This is a genomic window from Pseudogracilibacillus auburnensis (assembly GCF_003201975.1).
GTDB classification, from domain to species: Bacteria; Bacillota; Bacilli; order Bacillales; family Amphibacillaceae; genus Pseudogracilibacillus; species Pseudogracilibacillus auburnensis.
The window spans coordinates 558,995-580,357 of record NZ_QJJQ01000001.1; the positions used below are offsets into that span (position 1 = coordinate 558,995).

The 21,363-nt window shown below is 36.6% G+C and carries 16 protein-coding genes; all 16 read left to right on the forward strand.

Annotated elements, in window-relative coordinates; genetic code table 11:
• The first annotated feature begins 148 nt into the window (after positions 1-148).
• The 16 genes from purM to DFR56_RS02750 all read left to right on the forward strand — a co-directional run bounded on the left by purM (position 149) and on the right by DFR56_RS02750 (position 21,347).
• Positions 149-1,165 (forward strand): phosphoribosylformylglycinamidine cyclo-ligase, encoded by a 1,017-nt coding sequence (purM, locus tag DFR56_RS02670; protein WP_110393854.1) that lies wholly within the window; start codon positions 149-151, stop codon positions 1,163-1,165.
• Positions 1,162-1,734: a phosphoribosylglycinamide formyltransferase gene (gene purN, locus DFR56_RS02675; RefSeq protein ID WP_110393855.1), complete on the forward strand. Its 573-nt coding sequence runs from the start codon at positions 1,162-1,164 to the stop codon at positions 1,732-1,734. Before purM ends, purN begins: the two co-directional genes overlap by 4 nt.
• 173 nt (positions 1,735-1,907) lie before the next feature.
• On the forward strand, positions 1,908-3,440 hold the full coding sequence (gene purH / locus DFR56_RS02680; RefSeq protein ID WP_110393856.1) for a bifunctional phosphoribosylaminoimidazolecarboxamide formyltransferase/IMP cyclohydrolase: 1,533 nt from the start codon (positions 1,908-1,910) through the stop codon (positions 3,438-3,440).
• Positions 3,441-3,461: 21 nt separating this feature from the next.
• The gene (purD, locus tag DFR56_RS02685; protein ID WP_110393857.1) at positions 3,462-4,715 is read left to right on the forward strand and encodes a phosphoribosylamine--glycine ligase; all 1,254 of its coding nucleotides are present in this window, start codon (positions 3,462-3,464) and stop codon (positions 4,713-4,715) included.
• Between the two features lie 402 nt (positions 4,716-5,117).
• Positions 5,118-5,270: a hypothetical protein gene (locus tag DFR56_RS02690; RefSeq protein ID WP_242694429.1), complete on the forward strand. Its 153-nt coding sequence runs from the start codon at positions 5,118-5,120 to the stop codon at positions 5,268-5,270.
• Between the two features lie 402 nt (positions 5,271-5,672).
• Positions 5,673-6,101, forward strand: a complete 429-nt coding sequence (locus tag DFR56_RS02695) for a hypothetical protein (protein WP_110393858.1) — start codon at positions 5,673-5,675, stop codon at positions 6,099-6,101.
• Between the two features lie 804 nt (positions 6,102-6,905).
• The gene (locus DFR56_RS02705; RefSeq protein WP_110393860.1) at positions 6,906-8,648 is read left to right on the forward strand and encodes an adenine deaminase C-terminal domain-containing protein; all 1,743 of its coding nucleotides are present in this window, start codon (positions 6,906-6,908) and stop codon (positions 8,646-8,648) included.
• A gap of 24 nt (positions 8,649-8,672) precedes the next feature.
• Entirely contained in the window at positions 8,673-9,722 is a 1,050-nt protein-coding gene (locus DFR56_RS02710; protein ID WP_110393861.1) for a DUF3048 domain-containing protein, read from the forward strand.
• A gap of 12 nt (positions 9,723-9,734) precedes the next feature.
• Positions 9,735-10,028 (forward strand): YerC/YecD family TrpR-related protein, encoded by a 294-nt coding sequence (locus DFR56_RS02715; protein ID WP_110393862.1) that lies wholly within the window; start codon positions 9,735-9,737, stop codon positions 10,026-10,028.
• Positions 10,029-10,676: 648 nt separating this feature from the next.
• The gene (pcrB, locus tag DFR56_RS02720) at positions 10,677-11,372 is read left to right on the forward strand and encodes a heptaprenylglyceryl phosphate synthase (protein ID WP_110393863.1); all 696 of its coding nucleotides are present in this window, start codon (positions 10,677-10,679) and stop codon (positions 11,370-11,372) included.
• 34 nt (positions 11,373-11,406) lie between these two features.
• Positions 11,407-13,656 (forward strand): DNA helicase PcrA, encoded by a 2,250-nt coding sequence (pcrA, locus tag DFR56_RS02725; RefSeq protein ID WP_242694430.1) that lies wholly within the window; start codon positions 11,407-11,409, stop codon positions 13,654-13,656.
• 12 nt (positions 13,657-13,668) lie between these two features.
• Positions 13,669-15,681, forward strand: a complete 2,013-nt coding sequence (ligA, locus tag DFR56_RS02730) for an NAD-dependent DNA ligase LigA (protein WP_110393865.1) — start codon at positions 13,669-13,671, stop codon at positions 15,679-15,681.
• On the forward strand, positions 15,678-16,796 hold the full coding sequence (locus DFR56_RS02735; RefSeq protein ID WP_110393866.1) for a CamS family sex pheromone protein: 1,119 nt from the start codon (positions 15,678-15,680) through the stop codon (positions 16,794-16,796). The genes ligA and DFR56_RS02735 overlap by 4 nt, the downstream gene beginning before the upstream one ends.
• 293 nt (positions 16,797-17,089) lie before the next feature.
• Positions 17,090-18,334 carry a PucR family transcriptional regulator gene (locus tag DFR56_RS02740; protein ID WP_110393867.1) on the forward strand — a complete coding sequence of 415 codons (1,245 nt, stop codon included), beginning with the start codon at positions 17,090-17,092 and terminating at the stop codon, positions 18,332-18,334.
• Positions 18,335-18,409: 75 nt separating this feature from the next.
• Entirely contained in the window at positions 18,410-19,963 is a 1,554-nt protein-coding gene (pruA, locus tag DFR56_RS02745) for an L-glutamate gamma-semialdehyde dehydrogenase (RefSeq protein ID WP_110393868.1), read from the forward strand.
• 409 nt (positions 19,964-20,372) lie between these two features.
• Positions 20,373-21,347 (forward strand): CobW family GTP-binding protein, encoded by a 975-nt coding sequence (locus DFR56_RS02750; protein ID WP_110393869.1) that lies wholly within the window; start codon positions 20,373-20,375, stop codon positions 21,345-21,347.
• The last annotated feature ends 16 nt before the right edge of the window (positions 21,348-21,363 follow it).

The window sequence follows — 21,363 nt, forward strand, 5'->3', positions numbered from 1 at the left end:
AATCAAGCTTTTGCCACTTTTTTTAAAGTTAAGAGAAGAAAAAGTGATGTAAATTGAATGAATCATTTGGAAGACGGTCGAATTTTATTCAATATACATCCTTAATACGTTATAATTAGTAGAAAACAGAAACTAGGGGCGAAAATCTATGTCAAATGTATATAAAAAAGCCGGTGTCGATGTTGAAAAAGGGTATGAAGCCGTTGAACGGATGAAAAAGCATATTGAAAAAACAACACGATCAGAAGTGTTAGGTGGTATCGGCTCTTTTGCAGGACTTTTTGAATTAACTTCCTTGAATTATAAAGAACCAGTACTCGTCTCAGGAACAGATGGTGTCGGAACGAAATTAATGCTTGCTTTTGAAATGGACAAGCATGACACAATCGGAATGGATTTAGTTGCCATGTGTGTCAATGATATCGTTGCTCAAGGTGCAAAGCCATTATTTTTCCTAGATTATATCGGCTGTGGGAAAAATGATCCTGCCGTTATTGAGCAAATTGTAGCTGGTGTGAGTGAAGGTTGTATGCTTTCTGGTGCAGCATTAATTGGTGGCGAAACTGCTGAAATGCCAGGTATGTACAATGAAGAAGAGTATGATCTAGCAGGTTTTGCGGTTGGCATTGCTGAAAAATCAAAATTAATAACAGGTGAATCTATTCAAAAAAATGATATTGTGATTGGCATTGCATCGAGTGGCGTCCATTCAAATGGTTATTCATTAGTGCGGCAAATTATTAAAGGATTAGATTTACATAAACAATATGATGGATTGTCTGAAAGTTTAGGAGAAGCAGTACTTCGCCCAACAAAAATTTATGCAAAATCAATTGCAGCAGTATTAGAAAAAATCGACATAAAGGGTATTTCTCATATTACTGGAGGAGGTTTTTATGAAAACTTCCCACGTGTAATCCCTAAAAGTCTCGGGGTAAAGCTAGACGAAAGTAAATGGAAAGTGCCAGAGGTTCTTGCTTTTATCCAAGAAAAAGGGCAAATTTCAGATAAAGAGATGTACGGAGTCTTTAATATGGGAATTGGCATGGCAATTGTCGTAAATAAAGAAGATGCTGAAGAAGCGGTTGCTATTTTACAAGATTTAGGAGAAGAAGCAAATATAATAGGAAAGGTAATTGATCAGGAAGGAGTGCATTTTGCATGAGTTTTGAAGTTCGTACAAGGGTTGCCGTATTTGCATCAGGAACAGGAACAAACTTTGAAGCGATGATGACGAGTAGTGATCGATCCTTTGATGTTGTTATGCTTATTTGTGATAAGCCGAAAGCACATGTTATTGGAAAAGCAGCTGGGTTTGGAGTAGAAACGGTCGTTCTTGATCCGAAAACATTCCCATCAAAAGTAGAGTATGAAAAAGAAATTATTAGTAAATTAAAACGTGCAAATGTTCAGTGGATAGTGTTAGCTGGATATATGCGGATTATCGGGGAAACATTACTTGAGACATATGAAAATAAAATGATTAATGTTCACCCTTCACTCCTTCCGTCCTTTCCTGGAAAAGATGCGGTAGGTCAAGCACTAGAAGCAGGTGTGAAGGTTTCAGGAGTAACGATTCATTATGTAGATGAAGGGGTTGACACGGGTCCAATTATAGCCCAAGAGCCTGTCACCGTGTTCCCACACGATACGAGGGACTCGCTTCAAGAACGGATTCAGCAAGTGGAGCATGTACTTTATACACGTGTAATTGATGAAATTACGAAGCAGTAGATGTAAGAAAAGGCTGTTATAACGTATACTTAGCCTGCGACTTGAGTCTTCTTTTATAGGTAGTTAGTGAACCGCCGACGTACAATGTAAATTGGAGTTAGCACAAGTGCAAAAGCTTTTTCCCTATACTACGAATAGAGCTTAAGAAAAAAAGACATGAGGAGTAATTATGCATGAAAAAACGAGCGTTAATTAGCGTATCAAACAAAGAGAATTTAGTATCTTTTGCTAAAAAATTAGTTGAGCAAGGATTTGAAATTATTTCAACAGGAGGAACGCTTCAACTTCTTGTAGACGAAGGGATCGAAGCGAAATCTGTTGAAACGATCACTGGATTTCCAGAAATTTTAGACGGGCGTGTGAAAACATTACACCCTAATGTTCATGGTGGACTTCTTGCAAAACGTGAGAACGAAGCACATATGGCAGCATTGAACGAAAATAATATTACTCCGATCGATATGGTTGTCGTAAATTTATATCCATTTAAAGAAACAGTGACAAAACAAGATGTAACAGAAGATGAAATAATTGAAAATATCGATATAGGTGGCCCGACAATGCTTAGAGCAGCAGCTAAAAATTTTAAAGATGTCATTGTCGTTGTCGACCCATCTGACTATGATCAAGTTGCCACTTCTTTACAAGAAGGTGAGCTTGATCAAATAACCCGTAAAAAATTAGCGGCAAAAGTATTCCGTCATACCGCTCATTATGATGCGATGATTGCTCGGTATTTTAATGAAACGACAAAAGAAACATTTCCTGAAAGCTACACGGTCACATATGAAAAAGTACAAGATCTACGATATGGAGAAAATCCACACCAACAGGCAGCTTTTTACGAAGATGTGCAACATAATGGTGTCAGTTTAGCGAAGGCAAAACAGTTACACGGAAAAGAACTATCGTTTAACAATATTCAAGATGCCAATGCAGCACTTGAAATTGTTGCGGAATATAATGAGGCTGCAGTTGTTGCAGTTAAACATATGAATCCATGTGGAATTGGTCTAGCTGCTGAATTACATAATGCATTTACAAGAGCATATGAAGCAGATCCGATTTCTATTTTCGGTGGAATTATTGCTTGCAATCGTAAAGTAGATCAAGAAACAGCTGAACAAATGCATGAAATATTTTTAGAAATTGTGATGGCACCAGGATTTACGGACGAAGCATTAGCAATTTTAACAAAGAAACAAAACATTCGTTTACTTGAAATAGCGGAGATTCAAACAGATGAAAAAGCGTATAAGTTAACGACTGTAAAAGGCGGACTCCTCGTTCAAACGAGTGACGATGGTAAAGTCAAAGAAAGCGACCTTGAAGTCGTAACAGAGCGTAAGCCAACAACTGAAGAACTAGAAGATTTACTATTTAGCTGGAAAGCTGTTAAACATGTAAAATCAAATGCGATTGTACTTGGTAAAAATAAGCAAACGATTGGCATTGGTGCAGGGCAAATGAACCGAATTGGGGCAGCAACTATTGCCATTGAACAAGCAGGAGAAAAAGCACGTGGGGCGGTTCTTGCGTCGGATGCATTTTTTCCAATGCCTGATACAGTTGAAGCTGCAGCAAAAGCTGGTGTGACAGCGATTATTCAACCTGGTGGATCAAAGCGTGATCAGGATTCCATCGATGTTTGTAATAGAAACGGAATCGCAATGGTATGTACAAACATGCGTCATTTTAAACATTAATCGATAAAAGGGTGTTTTTGGATGAATATTTTAGTAGTTGGGCGTGGAGGACGCGAACATAGCGTCATTATGCATTTGGAAAAAAGTGAACGAGTACAGAAAATTTTCGCTGCCCCAGGTAATGGGGGAATTGAACAACATGCGACTTGTGTTCCAATCGATGAAATGGATATTAGTGGACTTGTTCAATTTGCAAAAGAAAATGCGATTGATTTAACGATCGTTGGACCCGAAAACCCTCTAAATGCAGGAATCGCCAATGCATTTAAAGAAGCAGGATTGCGCATTTTTGCGCCAATAAAAGAAGCAGCAATTTTAGAAGGAAGTAAAGATTTCGCAAAACAATTTATGATAAAACACGGGATTCCGACAGCTGCATATGAAACATTTACTGACGCTGCAGAAGCGAAACAATATGTAGAAAGAAAAGGGGCACCAATCGTTATCAAAGCAGATGGGCTTGCTGAAGGAAAAGGTGTCATCGTTGCTGAAACGATCGAGATAGCACTTGATGCCATCGATAAATTAATGGTGGAAGAAGCTTTTTCTGGAGCAGGACGTAAAATCGTGATTGAGGAATTTTTGGATGGACGTGAATTTTCACTTATCGCTTTTGTTCATGAGCATCATGTTTTTCCAATGCTTGCAGCGCGTGACCATAAACGGGCATATGACAATGATGAAGGACCAAACACTGGTGGAATGGGTGTGTTTGCCCCAGTACCAGATATTACCGAAGACATCCTCCAATTTACAACGAAAGAAATTTTACAAAAAGCGGCTGACGGTTTAATGGAAGAAGGTCGGCCATTTACGGGTATTTTGTATGCGGGTTTAATGCAGACAGAGACAGGGACAAAAGTGATTGAATTTAACACTCGCTTTGGAGATCCGGAAACGCAAGTCGTCCTTCCACTTCTTGAAAACGATCTCGTCCAAGTGATTGTCGATGTAATGGATGGCAAAGATCCAAATCTTGCTTGGAAAGAGGAAGCTTGTGTCGGTGTTGTCGTCGCATCAAAAGGATATCCCAATACATATGATAAAGGTGTTCTTTTACCCCAAAATAACACGGTAGAGAATACATTTATTATTCAAGCTGGAACAAAACAAACAGAGGAAGGACTCGTATCAAACGGTGGGCGTGTCTTGCTCATTGGTGGAATTGGGAAAGATTTAGAAAGTGCAAGAAAAAATGCGTATGAAAACTTACGTGTCTATGATGATACCGATGCATTTTTTTACCGGACAGATATCGGTGTCGAAAAAGTATGAATGGTTGAAAGCTTGTGAGGATGATCCTTACAAGCTTTTTTTAATGGTGCGCCTAGCATGGGTTATAATTTGGTGGTAAAATTCCACTACAGGCTTGGCAGTAGAACTGTTAGCTGAAAGCAAGGGTGTCCACTGTAAGGTGAAATCTGAAGAAGTTTGATGCAAAATTCGATTCATTCGCGCCACTCTAGACTCGCTATTCCATCGTCTCAAGGTAATGAAAGTGAAAGAGCACCTATTTATATGCAATCGTTGGAAATATGGATAATTTTTCCCTAGATATAACTATTATACTTTGATATAAAAATGGAAGAACATATTAAATTAAATGTCTGGAGTATTTTTGAATATCCATTCTGTACCCTCAAATGAAGATTTAAGTGTTGTTGAGGTAGTAGATCAATGATAAACTTACTTGAATTAGGACGACCATTTTCTAAAAGGGGAGCAATCTTTCCGTATATTGTACAAATAGGTATGGGAGGAACTGGTGGCTATGTTATTCAAATGGTTGCTCAGATGCTTTCTATCTTTACTCAAAATCATTCTATTTAATATCAGATCCTGATATTATTGAGGAAAAAATCTTAAAAATCAACTCTTTGTAAAACTGGATATTGGCAAGAGGAAGCCAGACATCTAAAAGGTATCGTGCTACCTACAACATATACCAATTGCTCGTTTTTCAGAATCCTATATAGAAGATGTTGAATCATTAAACAAGCTTTTTATAAGAATCATCTAGATATAGGGAGTAATTTTCCCTAGGATGTCTTATCCTTATCAGTTTCTATTGGGTGCGTAGACAATGGCTATACCCGTCACGTTATCAAGGACTTGTTTACGTGGACAGGTAATAGAGAGGGATGGATAAAACAGTAAAAGTTCCTTTTGTAAACGGATTGTAGATAAAGGAAAGTTTAGATAATTAGCGTTGAATGGATGGGGGTGGAGCAAATGAAGTTTATAGAAAAAATAATTGTTTCTGTTGTTTCTACATTGATTTTTTCCATTTTATTAGCTGCAGTAGAAGAAATAAGTGTGAATAGTCTTGGTTATTTTTCCGTAGAACTAATTTTCGTCTATTGCATTTATTCGTTCCCCATATATTTAATTGGTGGAGGGGTGTACTCCTATTTCGTAGACATATATTTTTACAAGATCCCGATTCGTAATTGGCTCTTTAAATATATTATTGGATTCCTCTTATATGTAGTGGGAGGACTATTAGTTATTGGAATAATATTGATGATGCTATTAATCGTTGAAGGGAAGCTTGATGATATATTGATAACGAAAACATTTGTGATAGGTACTTTGGCTTCTTTATTATTTTTTCACGTTTCTTTGGTTTTTAAAAAAGTATTAAAATTTGCTGCAAGATAAAAGGTATAATTTTAATTTATCTAGTATTCTAGAGTCGATTTTACTAATATTTGGTTACTGTTATTTGGCATCTGAATATTTTGTAGCTAAAGAGTCCAAAAATGATGATATTTTCCCTATTAATACGGACTTATGAATTAATTTTTAGATTATAATAATTAGGGTTTTCGTCTAGTTTCCTTTTTTGCAAATAGAATGAATCCATTTCAAACGTTTGGAATAAAACGTTTGAAATTAGTTGAGGCGTTCCCCGTGGAAAGCGAAGTGGATTCGGATGGAACATATGTACATAAACCTTAGGGACTTTTTCAGTGGCCTCCTCCTCTCCCACAGGAGTCGACCACCTGCCGTTCCAGCCAAGACTTTATAGGATGTAAAAACGAACGATAACATTATACTTTTGTTTGTTGTTCGGCTTTATTCTAGAAGTAGTCTATTATGAAATTCATTCGAATAACTGTTTTATTTGGTTCGAAATCGGAACATAAAGTTTTCGTGCTGTCTCAATGGTTGGATGGCATTTAGTATACCCCTATAATTGGTAATAGTTTATATACACATAATTCTGCTCTTATTTTAGAGTGGGATTTTTAGTTTTGAAATATTTACTCTTAAAAGACCGTGACCAGAGTTCCCTATTTGTTCACTTTTTGCACGTAGAATAAAATATTTAACATATATCCAACAAAATTACTACGGTTTTGTGATAAAATAGTAAATGAAACCGCACTCAAGTGACGTTTGAACAGTCGTCATAAAGAGAAACGAAAAGATAAATAGATTTTTATTGGAGAGTTGAAAGAGATGTTAGAACAAGGACAATTTTGGAGAAATCGAGAGTTACGTGCACATGTGGCTGTCGTTGAAGGAAACTTAGCACCTACAATCGTATTTAAAAATAGTACGTATTTAAACGTATTTATGAAAACATGGTTGCAAGCAAATATTTGGATATATAAAGATCGAATAATTTATGTCGGAGATCGCATGCCGGAAGAGACAGAAGGTACTGAAATCATTGATTGTACAGGACAATATTTAGTTCCGGGTTACATTGAACCACATGCACATCCATTTATTGTATACAATCCTGAAGAGCTTGCCTATCATGCGGCAACCTACGGGACGACGACATTAATAAATGACAACATGCGCTTGCTTTCTTTATTCGACAAAAAGAAAGCGTTTGCGATTATAAATGATCTCCACCAATTACCCATATCGATGTTTTGGTGGGGAAGATATGATTCACAATCAATGTTACGAGATGAAGATACGAAATTTAATACGAATGATATTTTAACTTGGATGTCACATCCAGCTGTAGTTCAAGGCGGGGAATTAACGTCATGGCCGCAACTTTTAGCTGGAGACGATCGATTATTATATTGGATTCAAGAAACGAAACGGTTAAAAAAACGGGTAGAGGGACATTTTCCGGGTGCATCTGAAAAAACGTTAACGAAACTAAAACTTTTGGGAGCTAGTGCAGATCATGAGGCGATGTCAGGCAAAGAGGCGATAAGACGTTTACAATTAGGGTATCATGTTGCCTTACGCTACTCATCCATTCGACCAGATTTACCCAAAATACTCGATGAATTACTTGCTGAAAATGTTGATGCATATGATCAAATGATGTTAACGACAGATGGCTCCACACCTGCTTTTACGAAGCGCGGATTAATGAATATATGCATTGAAATTGCGCTTGAAAAAGGGGTGCCATTAGCTGAAGCTTACCGAATGGCAACATACAATATAGCAAAATATTATGGGATGGATGAATTACTTGGAAGTATTGCACCTGGTAGACTCGCCCATATCAATATTTTATATGAGAAAAATGATCCTACACCGTTAAGTGTCATGGCAAAAGGAAAGTGGATCTTAAAAGACGGTGTTGAAACGGAACGTGAAGACCGAATGAATTGGAAAAAACATGATATAAAAGAAGCGTCATTTAATTGGGAGTTAAATGATGATGATCTTCAATTTTCCATTCCAATCGGTTTAAAAATGGTTAACGATGTTATTATGAAGCCTTATGCAGTTGATATCGACATTACTACTGATTATTTACCGAAAGATAGTCCAGATGCATTTTTATTATTTATTGATCGCTATGGAAAATGGCGTGTTAACACAGTTATTAGTGGGTTTACAAAAGAATTAGGGGCTTTATGTAGTACTTTTTCGACTACAGATGATATTATCTTAATTGGAAAGAAAAAATCAGACATGAAACTAGCGTGGAGCAGAATGAAGGAAATCGGTGGTGGAATTGTCCTTGCTCATGAAGGAACGATTATTTATGAGTTACCACTAAAATTAGAAGGGGCGATGTATGAAGGAAATATGGAAACATTAATCGACAGAGAGACAAAGTGTAAACAAATGTTAATTGAATCTGGATATGAATTTAATGATCCTATTTACAATTTGTTGTTTTTATCGTCGACCCATTTACCTTATATTCGTGTGACACAACAAGGAATTGTCGATGTGATGAAACATGAAACAATCGTTCCAGCAAACATGCGCTAATTCAACTAGGTCTAAGGAGGATGTATGAGAAAATTAGCCGTCTTACTTACAATTGTACTGGCAATTTTTATTTTCGGTTGTTCCAAAGAGGAAAAAAAGGAAGTTCAAGAAAAATCAAACGATGGAGTAAAAAATGAATCAACAGAAACAACGGATCCAACTATATATCCATTTACAGGGATTGAAACGGATGAAGATGTTACGAATCGAGCGGTAGCTGTCATGGTAAGTAACCAAGTTCAAGCAAGACCACAATCCGGACTAACAAAAGCAGATATTGTTTTTGAAATGCTAACAGAAGGTAATATTACCCGATTTATGGCAATCTATCAAAGCACGGAACCAGATGTTGTTGGTCCAGTTAGAAGTGCGAGAGAATACTTCTTTACATTGGCTGATAATTATGATGCCATTTATGTGTACCAAGGAGCAGCAGATTTTATTAATGAAATGATTACGTCCCGGGAAATTGAACATCTTCAAGGTGCTACCTATGATAACGACGGGCATTTGTTTATACGTGAAGCTTTTAGGAAAACACCACATAACTCTTATTTGCAATTTGGAGCAGTATATGATGTTGCTGCCGAAGAAGGCTATGAAACTAGTTTTACGTATGAACCATTATCTTTTCTAGATGAAAATAGTGAAATAGACGGTGAAGATGCAAATTACGTGAAAATTGATTATTATGGAGGTAAACCTATCGTCGAATTTGAATACGACGAAACTACCCAAAAATATACACGTTATAATGACCAGGAAAAATCAGTAGAGTTAGAATCGGAAATACCAATTCAAGTTGACAATGTTTTTATCGTAGAGACAGAGCATGAAGTGATTGATAAGGAGTTGCGAAGAGCAATTGATATCGATTCAGGTGGAACGGCATATTTATTACAACGTGGAAAAGTCCAACATATTGAATGGGAAAATAGAGATGGTAGAATTACTCCCGTAAAAGATGGACAAGTAGTCCCATTTGTTCCGGGGCAGACGTGGATCAATTTTGTCCAGTCCGTACCTGAATCAGGAGTAAAAGAACAAGTCCAAATCGAAAACAATGAAATGTAAGGAGGGAACCATTTGCAAATTGATAAATTACGCGGGAAACAGTTAGATCAATTATTTGACGCTATTTTATCTTTAAAAACACGCGAGGAATGTTATCAATTCTTTGATGATGTTGCAACAATGAATGAAATTCAATCTCTCTCACAACGACTACATGTTGCAAAAATGTTAAACGAAGGGAATACGTATAACGAAATCGAACAAGAAACAAAAGCATCAACTGCAACAATCTCACGAGTTCGCAGATGCTTAGACTATGGTAGTGGCGGTTATGGGAAAGTGTTAGAAAGACTGCCAAAAAAATAAAAAAACAAGAGTGAGACTGGGATATAACTAAAACGACCAACTCTAAAGACGAACAATGCATCACCTTAGCGGAGGAAATATACGAAGAATCCTGCGGGAAAAGCAACAGCCGAAAATCCATTTCAAACGTTTTGAATAAAACGTTTGAAATTAGTTGAGGCGTTGCCCGCGGAAAGCTAAGTATATTTCCAAAGCGGGTTATATGCCGCTACCATTGTTCGTTTTTTTCTTTGCTGAAAACACTTTTGTCCCAGCCCGTTTTTTATAAAAAAGGTAAAGTACTGCCACTGTTTGCATCATTCAGGCAAGCAACCGTTAGAAATAATTCGTACTGCAAACCAAGATAGGTACTGATGAATTGTTGCTTAACATTGCTAAAGTGCATTTACAGGAAAGTGTTGAAAACAAGTTTTTGTTCAACAGAAACAATTTTACTTAAGCAAGCTCTTATTTAATTTCGAACACCTATTGCGTGATCAAAACGTCCATCGTGAAAATCTGTGCACCTATCGTGCAAATCAATGCCCTCATTTCGTCATTCAGCCATCTCTTCTCCAATTATTGAAAAGAATCACCTCGTTTTACTCTAGTTCACCTTGCTTTTTTTGCTATAATAAATAAATGGAGAATGATAGTGGAGGATGAACGGTGAATTATAAAATAAACGAGTGGGAACATGTATTTAAATTAGATCCTGCAAAAGAGATGACAGATGAACAACTTGAATTGTTATGTGAATCAGGTACAGATGCCATCATCATAGGTGGAACAGACGGTATTACGCTCGACAATATTTTAGATTTGCTTTATCGGGTGCGGCGTTATGCGATTCCATGTGTATTAGAAATTTCTGAGCTGGATGCTATTTCACCTGGATTTGATTATTATTTTATTCCAATGGTCTTAAATAGTACAGAAAAAAAATGGCTTATGGATATTCAACATGAAGCGATTAAAGAATATAAAGAAATGATGAATTGGGACGAAATAATGATGGAAGGGTATTGTATTTTAAATCCTGAAGCAAAAGCGTATCAAAAAACAAATTGTTCATTGCCTGATGAAGAAGACGTTATTAGTTACGCATTTATGGCAGAACATATTTTTCATTTACCGATATTTTACCTTGAATATAGTGGATCGTATGGTGATCCACAACTCGTTGATAAAGTTAGTCGTGAATTAGAAGAAACGACTTTCTTTTATGGAGGCGGGATTACGACAGCTAAACAAGCACAAGAAATGAAACAATATGCAGATGTGATCGTTGTCGGAAATAGTATTTATTCGAATTTTAAAGCGGCACTTCAAACAGTTGCTGCAGTAAAAAAGGATAAAACGTAACGATTTGAAGAGATTTTATTAGGACGGTGGCATGATGAGTGTAATTGAATTTTTAAATACATTAAACAAAGAACAACAAGAAGCGGTAAAACATACGGAAGGTCCTTTATTAATTATGGCTGGGGCAGGTAGTGGAAAAACTCGCGTGCTAACCCATCGGATCGCTTATTTAATGGACGAAAAAGCCGTTTCACCAAACAATATTTTGGCGATTACGTTTACGAATAAAGCAGCGCGAGAAATGAAAGATCGGGTCAAAAAATTAGTTGGTCCTGAAAGTGAATATATGTGGGTATCAACCTTTCATTCGATGTGTGTCCGAATTTTGCGTCGTGATATTGAACGGATTGGTTATAATCGGAATTTTACGATCATTGATAGTAGTGATCAGTTAACCGTCATGAAACAAGTATTAAAACAGTTAAATATTGACCCAAAACAATACGATCCACGGGCGATGATCGGGCAAGTTAGTCATGCAAAAAATGAACTTATTACACCAGAAGTATTGACAGATCAAGCAAACAACTTTTTTGAAAGGCAAGTGGCGTCGATTTATGTAGCCTATCAAAAAATGCTTCGTAAAAACCATGCCCTCGATTTTGATGATTTAATCATGGAGACGATTCATTTATTTAAGCGAGTCCCAGAGGTGCTAAACTATTATCAACGGCGCTTCCAATATATTCATGTTGATGAGTATCAAGATACAAACCATGCCCAATACTATTTAGTAAAACAACTAGCAAGCCGTTATCAAAATCTATGTGTTGTTGGAGATTCGGATCAGTCCATTTATCGTTGGCGTGGGGCTAATATCGAGAATATTTTATCGTTTGAAAAAGATTACCCTGCTGCAAGAACGATTTTTCTAGAGCAGAATTATCGTTCCACCAAATCGATTCTGGAAGCGGCAAATCATGTGATCAACCATAATAAAGGGAGAAAGCCGAAAAAATTATGGACAGAAAATGAGGATGGGAGTAAAATTACGTACTTTCAAGGAGCAACCGAAAGAGAAGAAGCACTTTATGTCACAGAAAAGGTGCAAGATTTACTTGAAAACGGCTCCTATACGGCGAATGATGTTGCGGTTTTATATCGAACAAATGCGCAATCACGATCGATTGAAGATATGTTAATGAAAGCAAATATTTCGTATCAAATGATCGGTGGCCTAAAGTTCTATGACCGTAAAGAAATTAAAGATATTATCGCGTATTTACGACTTATCACAAACCCAGATGATGATATTAGTTTTGAGCGTATCGTCAATGTGCCAAAACGTGGGATTGGTGCAACATCCATTGAACGTCTCCGCGACTATGCACTTAAACATGACTTATCCTTTTTTCAAGCGATTAAAGAAATTGAAATGACGGGAGTGCCAAAAAGGGCGGCACAAGCACTGATTAGATTCCAAGATCAGATGGAGAACTTAATCAAACAACAAGAATTTTTAACAGCGACAGATATGGTGGAAATGGTATTAGAACAAACAGAATACGAACAAATATTAAAAGCGGAGAAAACGATTGAAGCAGAAAGTAGACTTGAAAATATCGCTGAATTTATGACTGTAACGAAAGACTTTGAGAAAACGAATGAAGATGACAGATCACTTGTCGCCTTTTTAACTGATTTAGCCTTAATTGCTGATATCGATTCAATGGATGAAGCAGCGATCGATGCAGAAGAAAAAATAACGTTAATGACCCTTCATTCAGCAAAAGGTTTAGAATTTCCAGTCGTCTTTTTAATCGGGATGGAAGAAAATATTTTCCCGCACAGTCGCTCACTTGCTGATGAAGATGAAATGGAAGAAGAAAGACGTCTTGCATATGTCGGCATTACAAGAGCAGAAAAAGAATTATTTTTAACCCATGCATCCATGCGAACATTGTACGGACGAACAAATATGAATCCAGTTAGTCGATTTATTCATGAAATTCCTGAAGAATTGATTGAGGGAATCGACCAGGTGAAACGTTCGATGTTCGGATCATTTCTTGATGAGAGGGAAGCAAATTCTGCGTCCATTGGCACTCCAACATTTCGCCCGGATAGAAAAGCATCTCGACGAAAAACAGAAAAGATCTCAACAACTGGTGCCGAAAATGTTGGTTGGAGAGCGGGAGATAAAGCACTTCATAATAAATGGGGTGTTGGAACGGTCGTAAAAGTTCAAGGGTCAGGAGATGCGATTGAACTGGATGTCGCTTTTCCAGCTCCAACAGGGATTAAACGGTTATTAGCAAAATTTGCACCGATTACGAAACAATAAGAAGGTGTTAACATGGATAAACAAGAAGCGAAAAAGAAAATGGCAGCTTTAATGGAACGAATCAATAAATATGCACATGAATATCATGTACTTGATAATCCGAGTGTACCAGATGCAGAATATGATAGGCTTTACAATGAGTTACTACAACTTGAAGACACATTTCCAGAGCTAGTGACTGAACATTCACCGACTAAACGTGTGGGAGCAGAACCACTTGATGCATTTAAAAAGGTAGAGCATGAAGTACCGATGTTAAGCCTCGGAAATGCATTTGACGAAGGGGAGCTTCGTGATTTTCATCGCCGCGTGACAAATGGGCTTGGAAGTGAAAAGGTAGCCTATGTTTGTGAATTAAAAATCGATGGGTTAGCCGTTGCGCTCACTTATGAACATGGGCGCTTTGTACTCGGTTCTACTCGTGGTGATGGAAGAATTGGCGAGGATATTACGAGTAATTTACGTACTGTTCGTAGTGTACCTCTTTCGATTAAGGAAACCCGCACAATTGAAGTTCGCGGGGAAGCATATATGCCACAAACATCATTTGTGCAATTAAATAAAGCACGGGAACAGTCGGGAGAAATGATTTTTGCCAATCCGCGAAATGCGGCAGCTGGTTCATTGAGACAACTCGATCCGAAAATAGCTGCTTCGAGAAATTTAGATTTATTTCTATTCGGTTATGGACAGTGGGAAGTGGACGAAATTACGTCCCATAGTGAAAGACTAGCCTTTTTACAAGATCAGGGATTCAAGATTAACAAGGAATATAGAACATGCACTTCGATTGATGAAGTGATTGATTATGTTGCTTACTGGACTGAAAATAGGCGGAATTTACCGTATGATATTGATGGGATCGTCATTAAAGTCGATGACCTTGAACAACAAGAGCAATTAGGGTTTACAGCTCGCACACCAAGATGGGCAATAGCATATAAATTTCCGGCAACAGAAGCGGTCACGACACTAGTCGATGTGGAATTAAGTGTCGGAAGAACCGGGGTTGTCACACCGACAGCAATTTTGGAACCAGTATTTATTGATGGCTCAACAGTGAGTCGGGCAACACTTCATAATGCAGATCAAATCCGGGCACTTGATATTCGCATAGGAGATACTGTCATACTTAAAAAAGCTGGTGATATTATCCCAAAAGTTGTCCGCGTCATAACGGAAGAGCGTACTGGTAATGAAGTACCATATGAAATGCCTAAGATTTGTCCAGCATGTGAGACAGAACTTGTTCATTTAGATGAGGAAGTAGCGCTTCGGTGTCTGAACCCGAATTGTCCTGCCCAATTAAAAGAGGGACTTATTCATTTCGTTTCTCGTGATGCAATGAATATCGATGGATTAGGAGAAAAAGTAGTTGAGCAACTTTTTCGTGAACAATTAGTTGATTCAATCGACGATTTATACCGATTGAAAAAAGAAGAACTTCTTCCTCTTGAGCGCATGGGAGAAAAATCCGTCACAAATTTATTGAATGCAATTGAAGTTTCAAAGCAAAATTCATTAGAAAAGCTATTATTCGGTTTAGGCATTCGTCACATCGGTGCAAAAGCTGCCCAAGTTTTAGCTAGTGAATTTGAAACAATGGAAAAGTTACAACATGCTTCCTATGAAGACCTTGTTGAAGTCAATGAAATAGGCGAAAAAATGGCGGATGCAATTGTCCATTATTTTGCCCAGGAAAAAGTACAAGAACTACTTGAAAATTTAGAAGATCTTGGTGTGAACATGGCTTTCGCTGGGGCAAAGAGATCTGAAGATAAAACAGCTATCTTTGCTAATAAAACTGTTGTGTTAACAGGGAAATTGGAGCAATTTACCCGTAGAGAGGCAAAAGAAATTATTGAGACAAATGGTGGGAAAGTAACAGGTAGTGTTAGTAAAAATACGGATTTAGTCATTGCAGGTGAAGCGGCCGGATCAAAATATGAACAAGCGACAAAGCTTGGAATCATGATCTGGAATGAAGAAGACTTGCAAAATGCGGTAAAAGGAGTGTCAAAATGAAAAAAGTTCTCGTTATAATCGGATGTGCACTCCTTGTTCTTTCGAGTTGTACAAATCAAAAGCAAGACGATATTATTCAACCAGAAGAAAATGAGGGAGATACAGAAATTTCTATCATCCCAAATTATTCATTATCAGAAGATCAGTATAAAATTTTATTACCGTATCGCCCGAGTGAAGCAAGGGGTGCCATAACGAACCAAGTAACAAATCGGGTTGACATTGACGAATTGGAGCAAGGATTACGACGGCACTCCACAACCGTTTTTGATCCGAAAAAGTATGTATTTGAAGAAGGGCAATATTTAAATACTGACTTTATCTATTCCTTAATCGATTCATTAAACCCAAAAGTAAAAGAAGGCGGGGGAAAAGATGAGCAAATCAAAGCACATAGAGATAACCCAAGAGTTTTTTCTCATATTTTAGAACAAAATTTCTTGGAAAAAAAAGATAATAAAGTTGATCTTGTCGGTGTGTCGATTGGGATTTCATTAAAGTCAGTATATAGATTTCAAACTGAAATTGGTGGACCATATTATTATGAAAAAATCCCGAAAGATGAAATGTTGGCAGAAGGAAAGAAAATTGCTGAGAAAATTTTAAAAGAAATGAGAGAAATTGATGGATTAAATGATGTGCAAATCATGTTCGCCCTCTTTAGGGAAGAAGAACAATCTTCTCCCGTGCCTGGAAACTTTGTTGCAAAAACAGTTGTCGGAAAAGGAAATAGTTCGATCGATAAATGGGAAACAATTAACGAGGAACATGTTCTATTTCCTTCAGAAAGGGCGAAAGACACTTATAATGAAGACTATCAAAAGGTGAAATTGTTTAGTGAAAAAATAGCTGAGTATTTTCCAAATTATGTCGGTGTAGCTGGTGATGGTTTTTATATAGATAAAAATTTAACAAGTTTATCTATTGAAGTGCCGATTGAATTTTATGGAAAAGGAGAAATCGTTGGTTTTACCCAATATGCGTACGGGTTAGTAAAAGAAATTTTCCCGAACCATTATGATATTGAGGTAACGGTGACATCTAGTGATGGCACAGAAAGTTTAATTTATCGTCATGCCGGAATGGATGATCCAAAAGTGCATATTTTTCAATAATGAACATACCTGTTATGATAAAAATAGCAGGTTTTTTCTTTTATTTGTTGAATTCCCCTTGGTCCCCTTCCATTTTCTCTCATTTCTATTGTGGGTATTCCACAATAGATTAACTAATTTATTATGCGACACAAATATTGAAAGAGGCATATAACCATTTTATACTTGATATATAACTGAAATTTTCTTCCCTAAATTAATCCTGTTATGTAGACATGCCTTTGTTTACTTAGTACAATCGTAAGCAAGAAGAAGTCAAGGCGTAAAAAGAAAATAATTTAGGGGAGAAGAGGATGGATATAACTGAGCAAGAAGTCTTTCAGTCTGGCGATGTACATCAGTTAGTAGAGCAATTGAGCAGTCTGTTTCAAAAAGCAATCATTATTGAAAACAAACATTTTGAGCTCATTGCATATAGCTCACCAAATGAATTTTCATTTGACCCGGTTCAGCAAAAAACAATTTTAACGAAGCGTTGTCCTTTATTCATTATCGAACGATTGAAAAAGGAAGGCATAGTAGAAAAACTACAAAAAAAAGACAAACCAATTCGTTTACAGGCGATGGAAGATATCGGATTTTATCAACGAGTTGTCATTAGTTTAAAATACAAAGATCGGTTATACGGATATTTATGGATTTATGAGGCAAACGAAATTTTTAGAGAAAAAGATTTCTCCTTTTTAACTAAAATTGCACCTCATTTAGGAAAATTAATTCATGAAAAAGAGCATGAAGTTCAACATGACCAACAATCAGTTATTTGGAAATTACTTAATAATGACTTTATAAACAAAGCTGAAATCATCCAAGAAGCTAATCTTGTCTCTTATACATTACCAAATGAATTTACCGTTTTTGCCGCTTCGGTAAAAGATCCAAATTACTTATTTTTGCTTAAAAAAATGAAAAAGATTTTTAAAGATGCTGAAATTGCCTGTTACCTAGGAAAGGGAACCGAAATTATTGGCATCGTTCATAGTGATTATTCCGAGCAATCCATGCAAAAATCAATGAAATTGGTAAAAACTGTTAAGGAAAGATTAAGTGAGAAAGAACGATCTGTATTGTCTATTGGAATAGGAAACGAATATAAGCAAATTCATCATATTCGTAAAAGCTACCTCGAGGCATTAGAAGTAATCGAGACGATGGTCTTTTTACATATTGAAGAACAATTTACGTATCATTTTGATCATTTAGGTATGTTCCGCTATGTTAAATCAATGTATAAGAAAAATATAAGCGAACAATATAGAAATAATCGTATCATCCAATTGATGAAAAAGGATACGGAAAATAATAGTGAGCTACTTAAAACATTATGGTATTTTTTAAAAAATGATTGCAAAGTCGGTCAAACTGCTGAAAAACTATTTATCCATCCAAATACATTAAATTATCGTCTCAAACAGATTGTTGATATGACAGGGATAGATTTTTCCAATGTTCATCAAAAAACAGAGTTATATACACAACTACTCATTTTTTATCATGTACCTGATTTTGAGGAGTTCTACAAAAAGTCCTTAATTTAATATCCATTACTTGGATTAAGCAATGGGGCTAAGGGAATTATGATAAACAGAAATATTTAAAGGAGGCTATACACAATGGTTGTCCCATATAAACATGAACCATTTACAGATTTTTCAATTGAGGAAAATAAGCGCCAAATGGAAGAAGCATTAAAAAAAGTAGAAGGGTACCTTGGTAAAGAATATCCACTTATTATCAATGGAGAAAGGGTTACGACAGAAGAAAAACTCGTTTCGGTTAACCCGGCAAATAAAGAAGAAGTGATTGGATATGTGTCAAAAGCAAACAAAGATTTAGCGGAGCGTGCGATGCAAGTTGCTGATCAAACATTTGAAACGTGGAAGAAGTCTGATCCGAAATTCCGTGCCGATATTTTATTCCGTGCAGCAGCAATTGTCCGTCGTCGTAAGCATGAATTTAGTGCTTTACTCGTAAAAGAAGGTGGAAAGCCTTGGAATGAAGCGGATGGCGATACTGCAGAAGCAATTGATTTCTTAGAATATTATGGACGACAAATGTTGCGCTTAAAAGATGGGATTCCAGTGGAAAGTCGTCCAATTGAGCGAAATCAGTTTCACTATATTCCACTTGGCGTCGGTGTTGTTATTTCTCCATGGAACTTCCTATTTGCAATTATGGCGGGAACAACAGTTGCAGCAATGGTGACAGGAAATACTGTGTTATTAAAACCTGCCAGTGCAACTCCAGTCATTGCGTATAAATTTATGGAAGTGTTAGAGGAAGCGGGTCTGCCGAAAGGAGTCATTAACTATATTCCGGGGCCAGGCAGTGAAGTCGGCGATTACTTAGTTGATCATCCTCGCACACGTTTTATTAGCTTCACAGGTTCTCGTGAAGTAGGAACACGAATCTTTGAACGTGCTGGGGTTGTTCATGAAGATAAAGGGCAAAAATGGCTGAAACGTACGATCATTGAAATGGGCGGAAAAGATACAATCGTCGTTGATAGTGAAGCAGATCTTGAATTAGCAGCTCAATCAATCGTTTATTCAGCATTCGGATTTTCAGGACAAAAATGTTCTGCATGTTCAAGAGCAGTCATCCATGAGGAAGTGTATGATGTAGTAAAAAATCGTGTTGTTGAACTTACCAATGAAATGAAAGCTGGAGACCCTGCAACAAACGAACATTTTACAGGACCAGTTATTGATCAGGCAGCATATGATAAAATTATGGACTATATCAATATTGGGAAAGAAGAAGGAAAATTACTCGTCGGTGGCGGTGGCGATGATTCAAAAGGCTGGTTCGTACAACCGACTGTATTTGCTGATGTCGATCCAAAAGCGCGGATTATGCAAGAAGAAATTTTTGGACCGGTTGTCGCTTTAACAAGTGCAAAGAGCTTTGATGAAGCGATCGAAATTGCGAATAACACAGAATACGGCTTAACAGGAGCCGTTATTACGAATAATCGGGAGCATTTGGAGCAAGCACGTGAAGATTTCCATGTTGGAAACTTATACTTCAACCGTGGATGTACAGCTGCAATTGTTGGGTACCAACCATTTGGTGGATTTAATATGTCAGGAACAGACTCAAAAGCTGGTGGCCCAGATTATTTAATCCAACATATGCAAGGGAAATCAACTTCAGAAATGTTTTAAATTAACTAGAGAAACCTCATCTATTCGGATGAGGTTTTTTTATGATGGAATAAGAATACCTCCGTTTCCGCACTTTCTATAAACTTTCCGCAATAGCACCAAACTTTCCGCACTTTCTATGAAATTTTCTCCAATGCAGTCAAACTTCTGAACTTTCTCAAAAATATTTGTACCTACTATTGCTTAAGGTTAAAATAAATCACATTTTTAATCGATACCAAACATTTTACTATTCCACCTTTAAAGAGAGTCACATTAAAGTTATGTTTAATCATTATCTATTTTTTCTAATTCAATGTACTACATAAAAATTAATTTACTTGCCAATCTATTAAAGGTAATGTAAAATTAATTAAATCGTAATGATTACGATTTGTGATGGCATAGAAATTAAAATGGAGGTTAAAAGGTGTGGCAAAATAAAATTCCTGTAACGATTATTACTGGTTATTTAGGGTCGGGGAAAACAACATTACTTAATCGGGTTTTAGCTGATAAGGTAGGAGAAAAATCGGCTGTGATTGTCAATGAGTTTGGAGATATAGGGATTGATAGTCAGCTCGTTTCGACCACGGAAGAAGAAATAATTGAAATAAACAAAGGGTGTATCTGTTGCAATGTTCGTAGTGACTTAATTCGTTTATTAACTAAATTATTAAAAAGAATGCAGCGAAACAAAGTCTATTTTAATCGAGTCATTATTGAGACTACAGGTCTTGCGAATCCAGGTCCTGTTATTCAAACGTTTTTAATGGATGATGTGATGGCCCAGTGGTTTAAAATTGATGCTGTTGTAACAGTGCTAGATGTTAAACATCTTCCATATCATCTAGATGAGCCTGAAGCGAAAGAACAAATTGCATTTAGTGATGTGTTACTATTTAATAAAACAGATCTAGTATCATTAAATAAATTAGATAATTTAGTCGAAAAAGTTTCCGATATGAACCAAACCGCGAAACAATTGTTTTCAGTCAATAGTGAAATTGATACAAAGCAGATTATTGATATTGATTCCTTTCAACTCGGACAAAAACTAGAACTAAATCCGAACTTACTAGATTCTCACCATCACCACCACCATAGTGATGTCCGTTCATTTGTGTTAAAGGATGATCGGCCACTCCATATTAATAAGGTGAATCAATGGTTCTCATATCTTGTACAAATAAAGGGTGAGAACTTGTTCCGATATAAAGGAATTCTATATATAAAAGATTATAAAGAACGAGTCGTTTTTCAAGGTGTTCATATGTTGTTTAGTGGAAAACAAGATCGGCCATGGAAAAAGGATGAAAAAAAACAAAGTGAGATCGTTTTTATTGGGAAAGATTTGGATGTGGAAGAATTTCGTAAAGGATTCGAATATTGCATGAAAGAGTAATTTATTTTTTTTACAA

Coding starts and splice junctions, on each gene's coding strand:
- purM (WP_110393854.1), top strand. CDS start 149: ATGTCAAATGTATATAAAAAAGCCGGTGTCGATGTTGAAAAAGGGTAT.
- purN (WP_110393855.1), top strand. CDS start 1,162: ATGAGTTTTGAAGTTCGTACAAGGGTTGCCGTATTTGCATCAGGAACA.
- purH (WP_110393856.1), top strand. CDS start 1,908: ATGAAAAAACGAGCGTTAATTAGCGTATCAAACAAAGAGAATTTAGTA.
- purD (WP_110393857.1), top strand. CDS start 3,462: ATGAATATTTTAGTAGTTGGGCGTGGAGGACGCGAACATAGCGTCATT.
- DFR56_RS02690 (WP_242694429.1), top strand. CDS start 5,118: ATGATAAACTTACTTGAATTAGGACGACCATTTTCTAAAAGGGGAGCA.
- DFR56_RS02695 (WP_110393858.1), top strand. CDS start 5,673: ATGAAGTTTATAGAAAAAATAATTGTTTCTGTTGTTTCTACATTGATT.
- DFR56_RS02705 (WP_110393860.1), top strand. CDS start 6,906: ATGTTAGAACAAGGACAATTTTGGAGAAATCGAGAGTTACGTGCACAT.
- DFR56_RS02710 (WP_110393861.1), top strand. CDS start 8,673: ATGAGAAAATTAGCCGTCTTACTTACAATTGTACTGGCAATTTTTATT.
- pcrA (WP_242694430.1), top strand. CDS start 11,407: ATGAGTGTAATTGAATTTTTAAATACATTAAACAAAGAACAACAAGAA.
- ligA (WP_110393865.1), top strand. CDS start 13,669: ATGGATAAACAAGAAGCGAAAAAGAAAATGGCAGCTTTAATGGAACGA.
- DFR56_RS02735 (WP_110393866.1), top strand. CDS start 15,678: ATGAAAAAAGTTCTCGTTATAATCGGATGTGCACTCCTTGTTCTTTCG.
- DFR56_RS02740 (WP_110393867.1), top strand. CDS start 17,090: ATGGATATAACTGAGCAAGAAGTCTTTCAGTCTGGCGATGTACATCAG.
- pruA (WP_110393868.1), top strand. CDS start 18,410: ATGGTTGTCCCATATAAACATGAACCATTTACAGATTTTTCAATTGAG.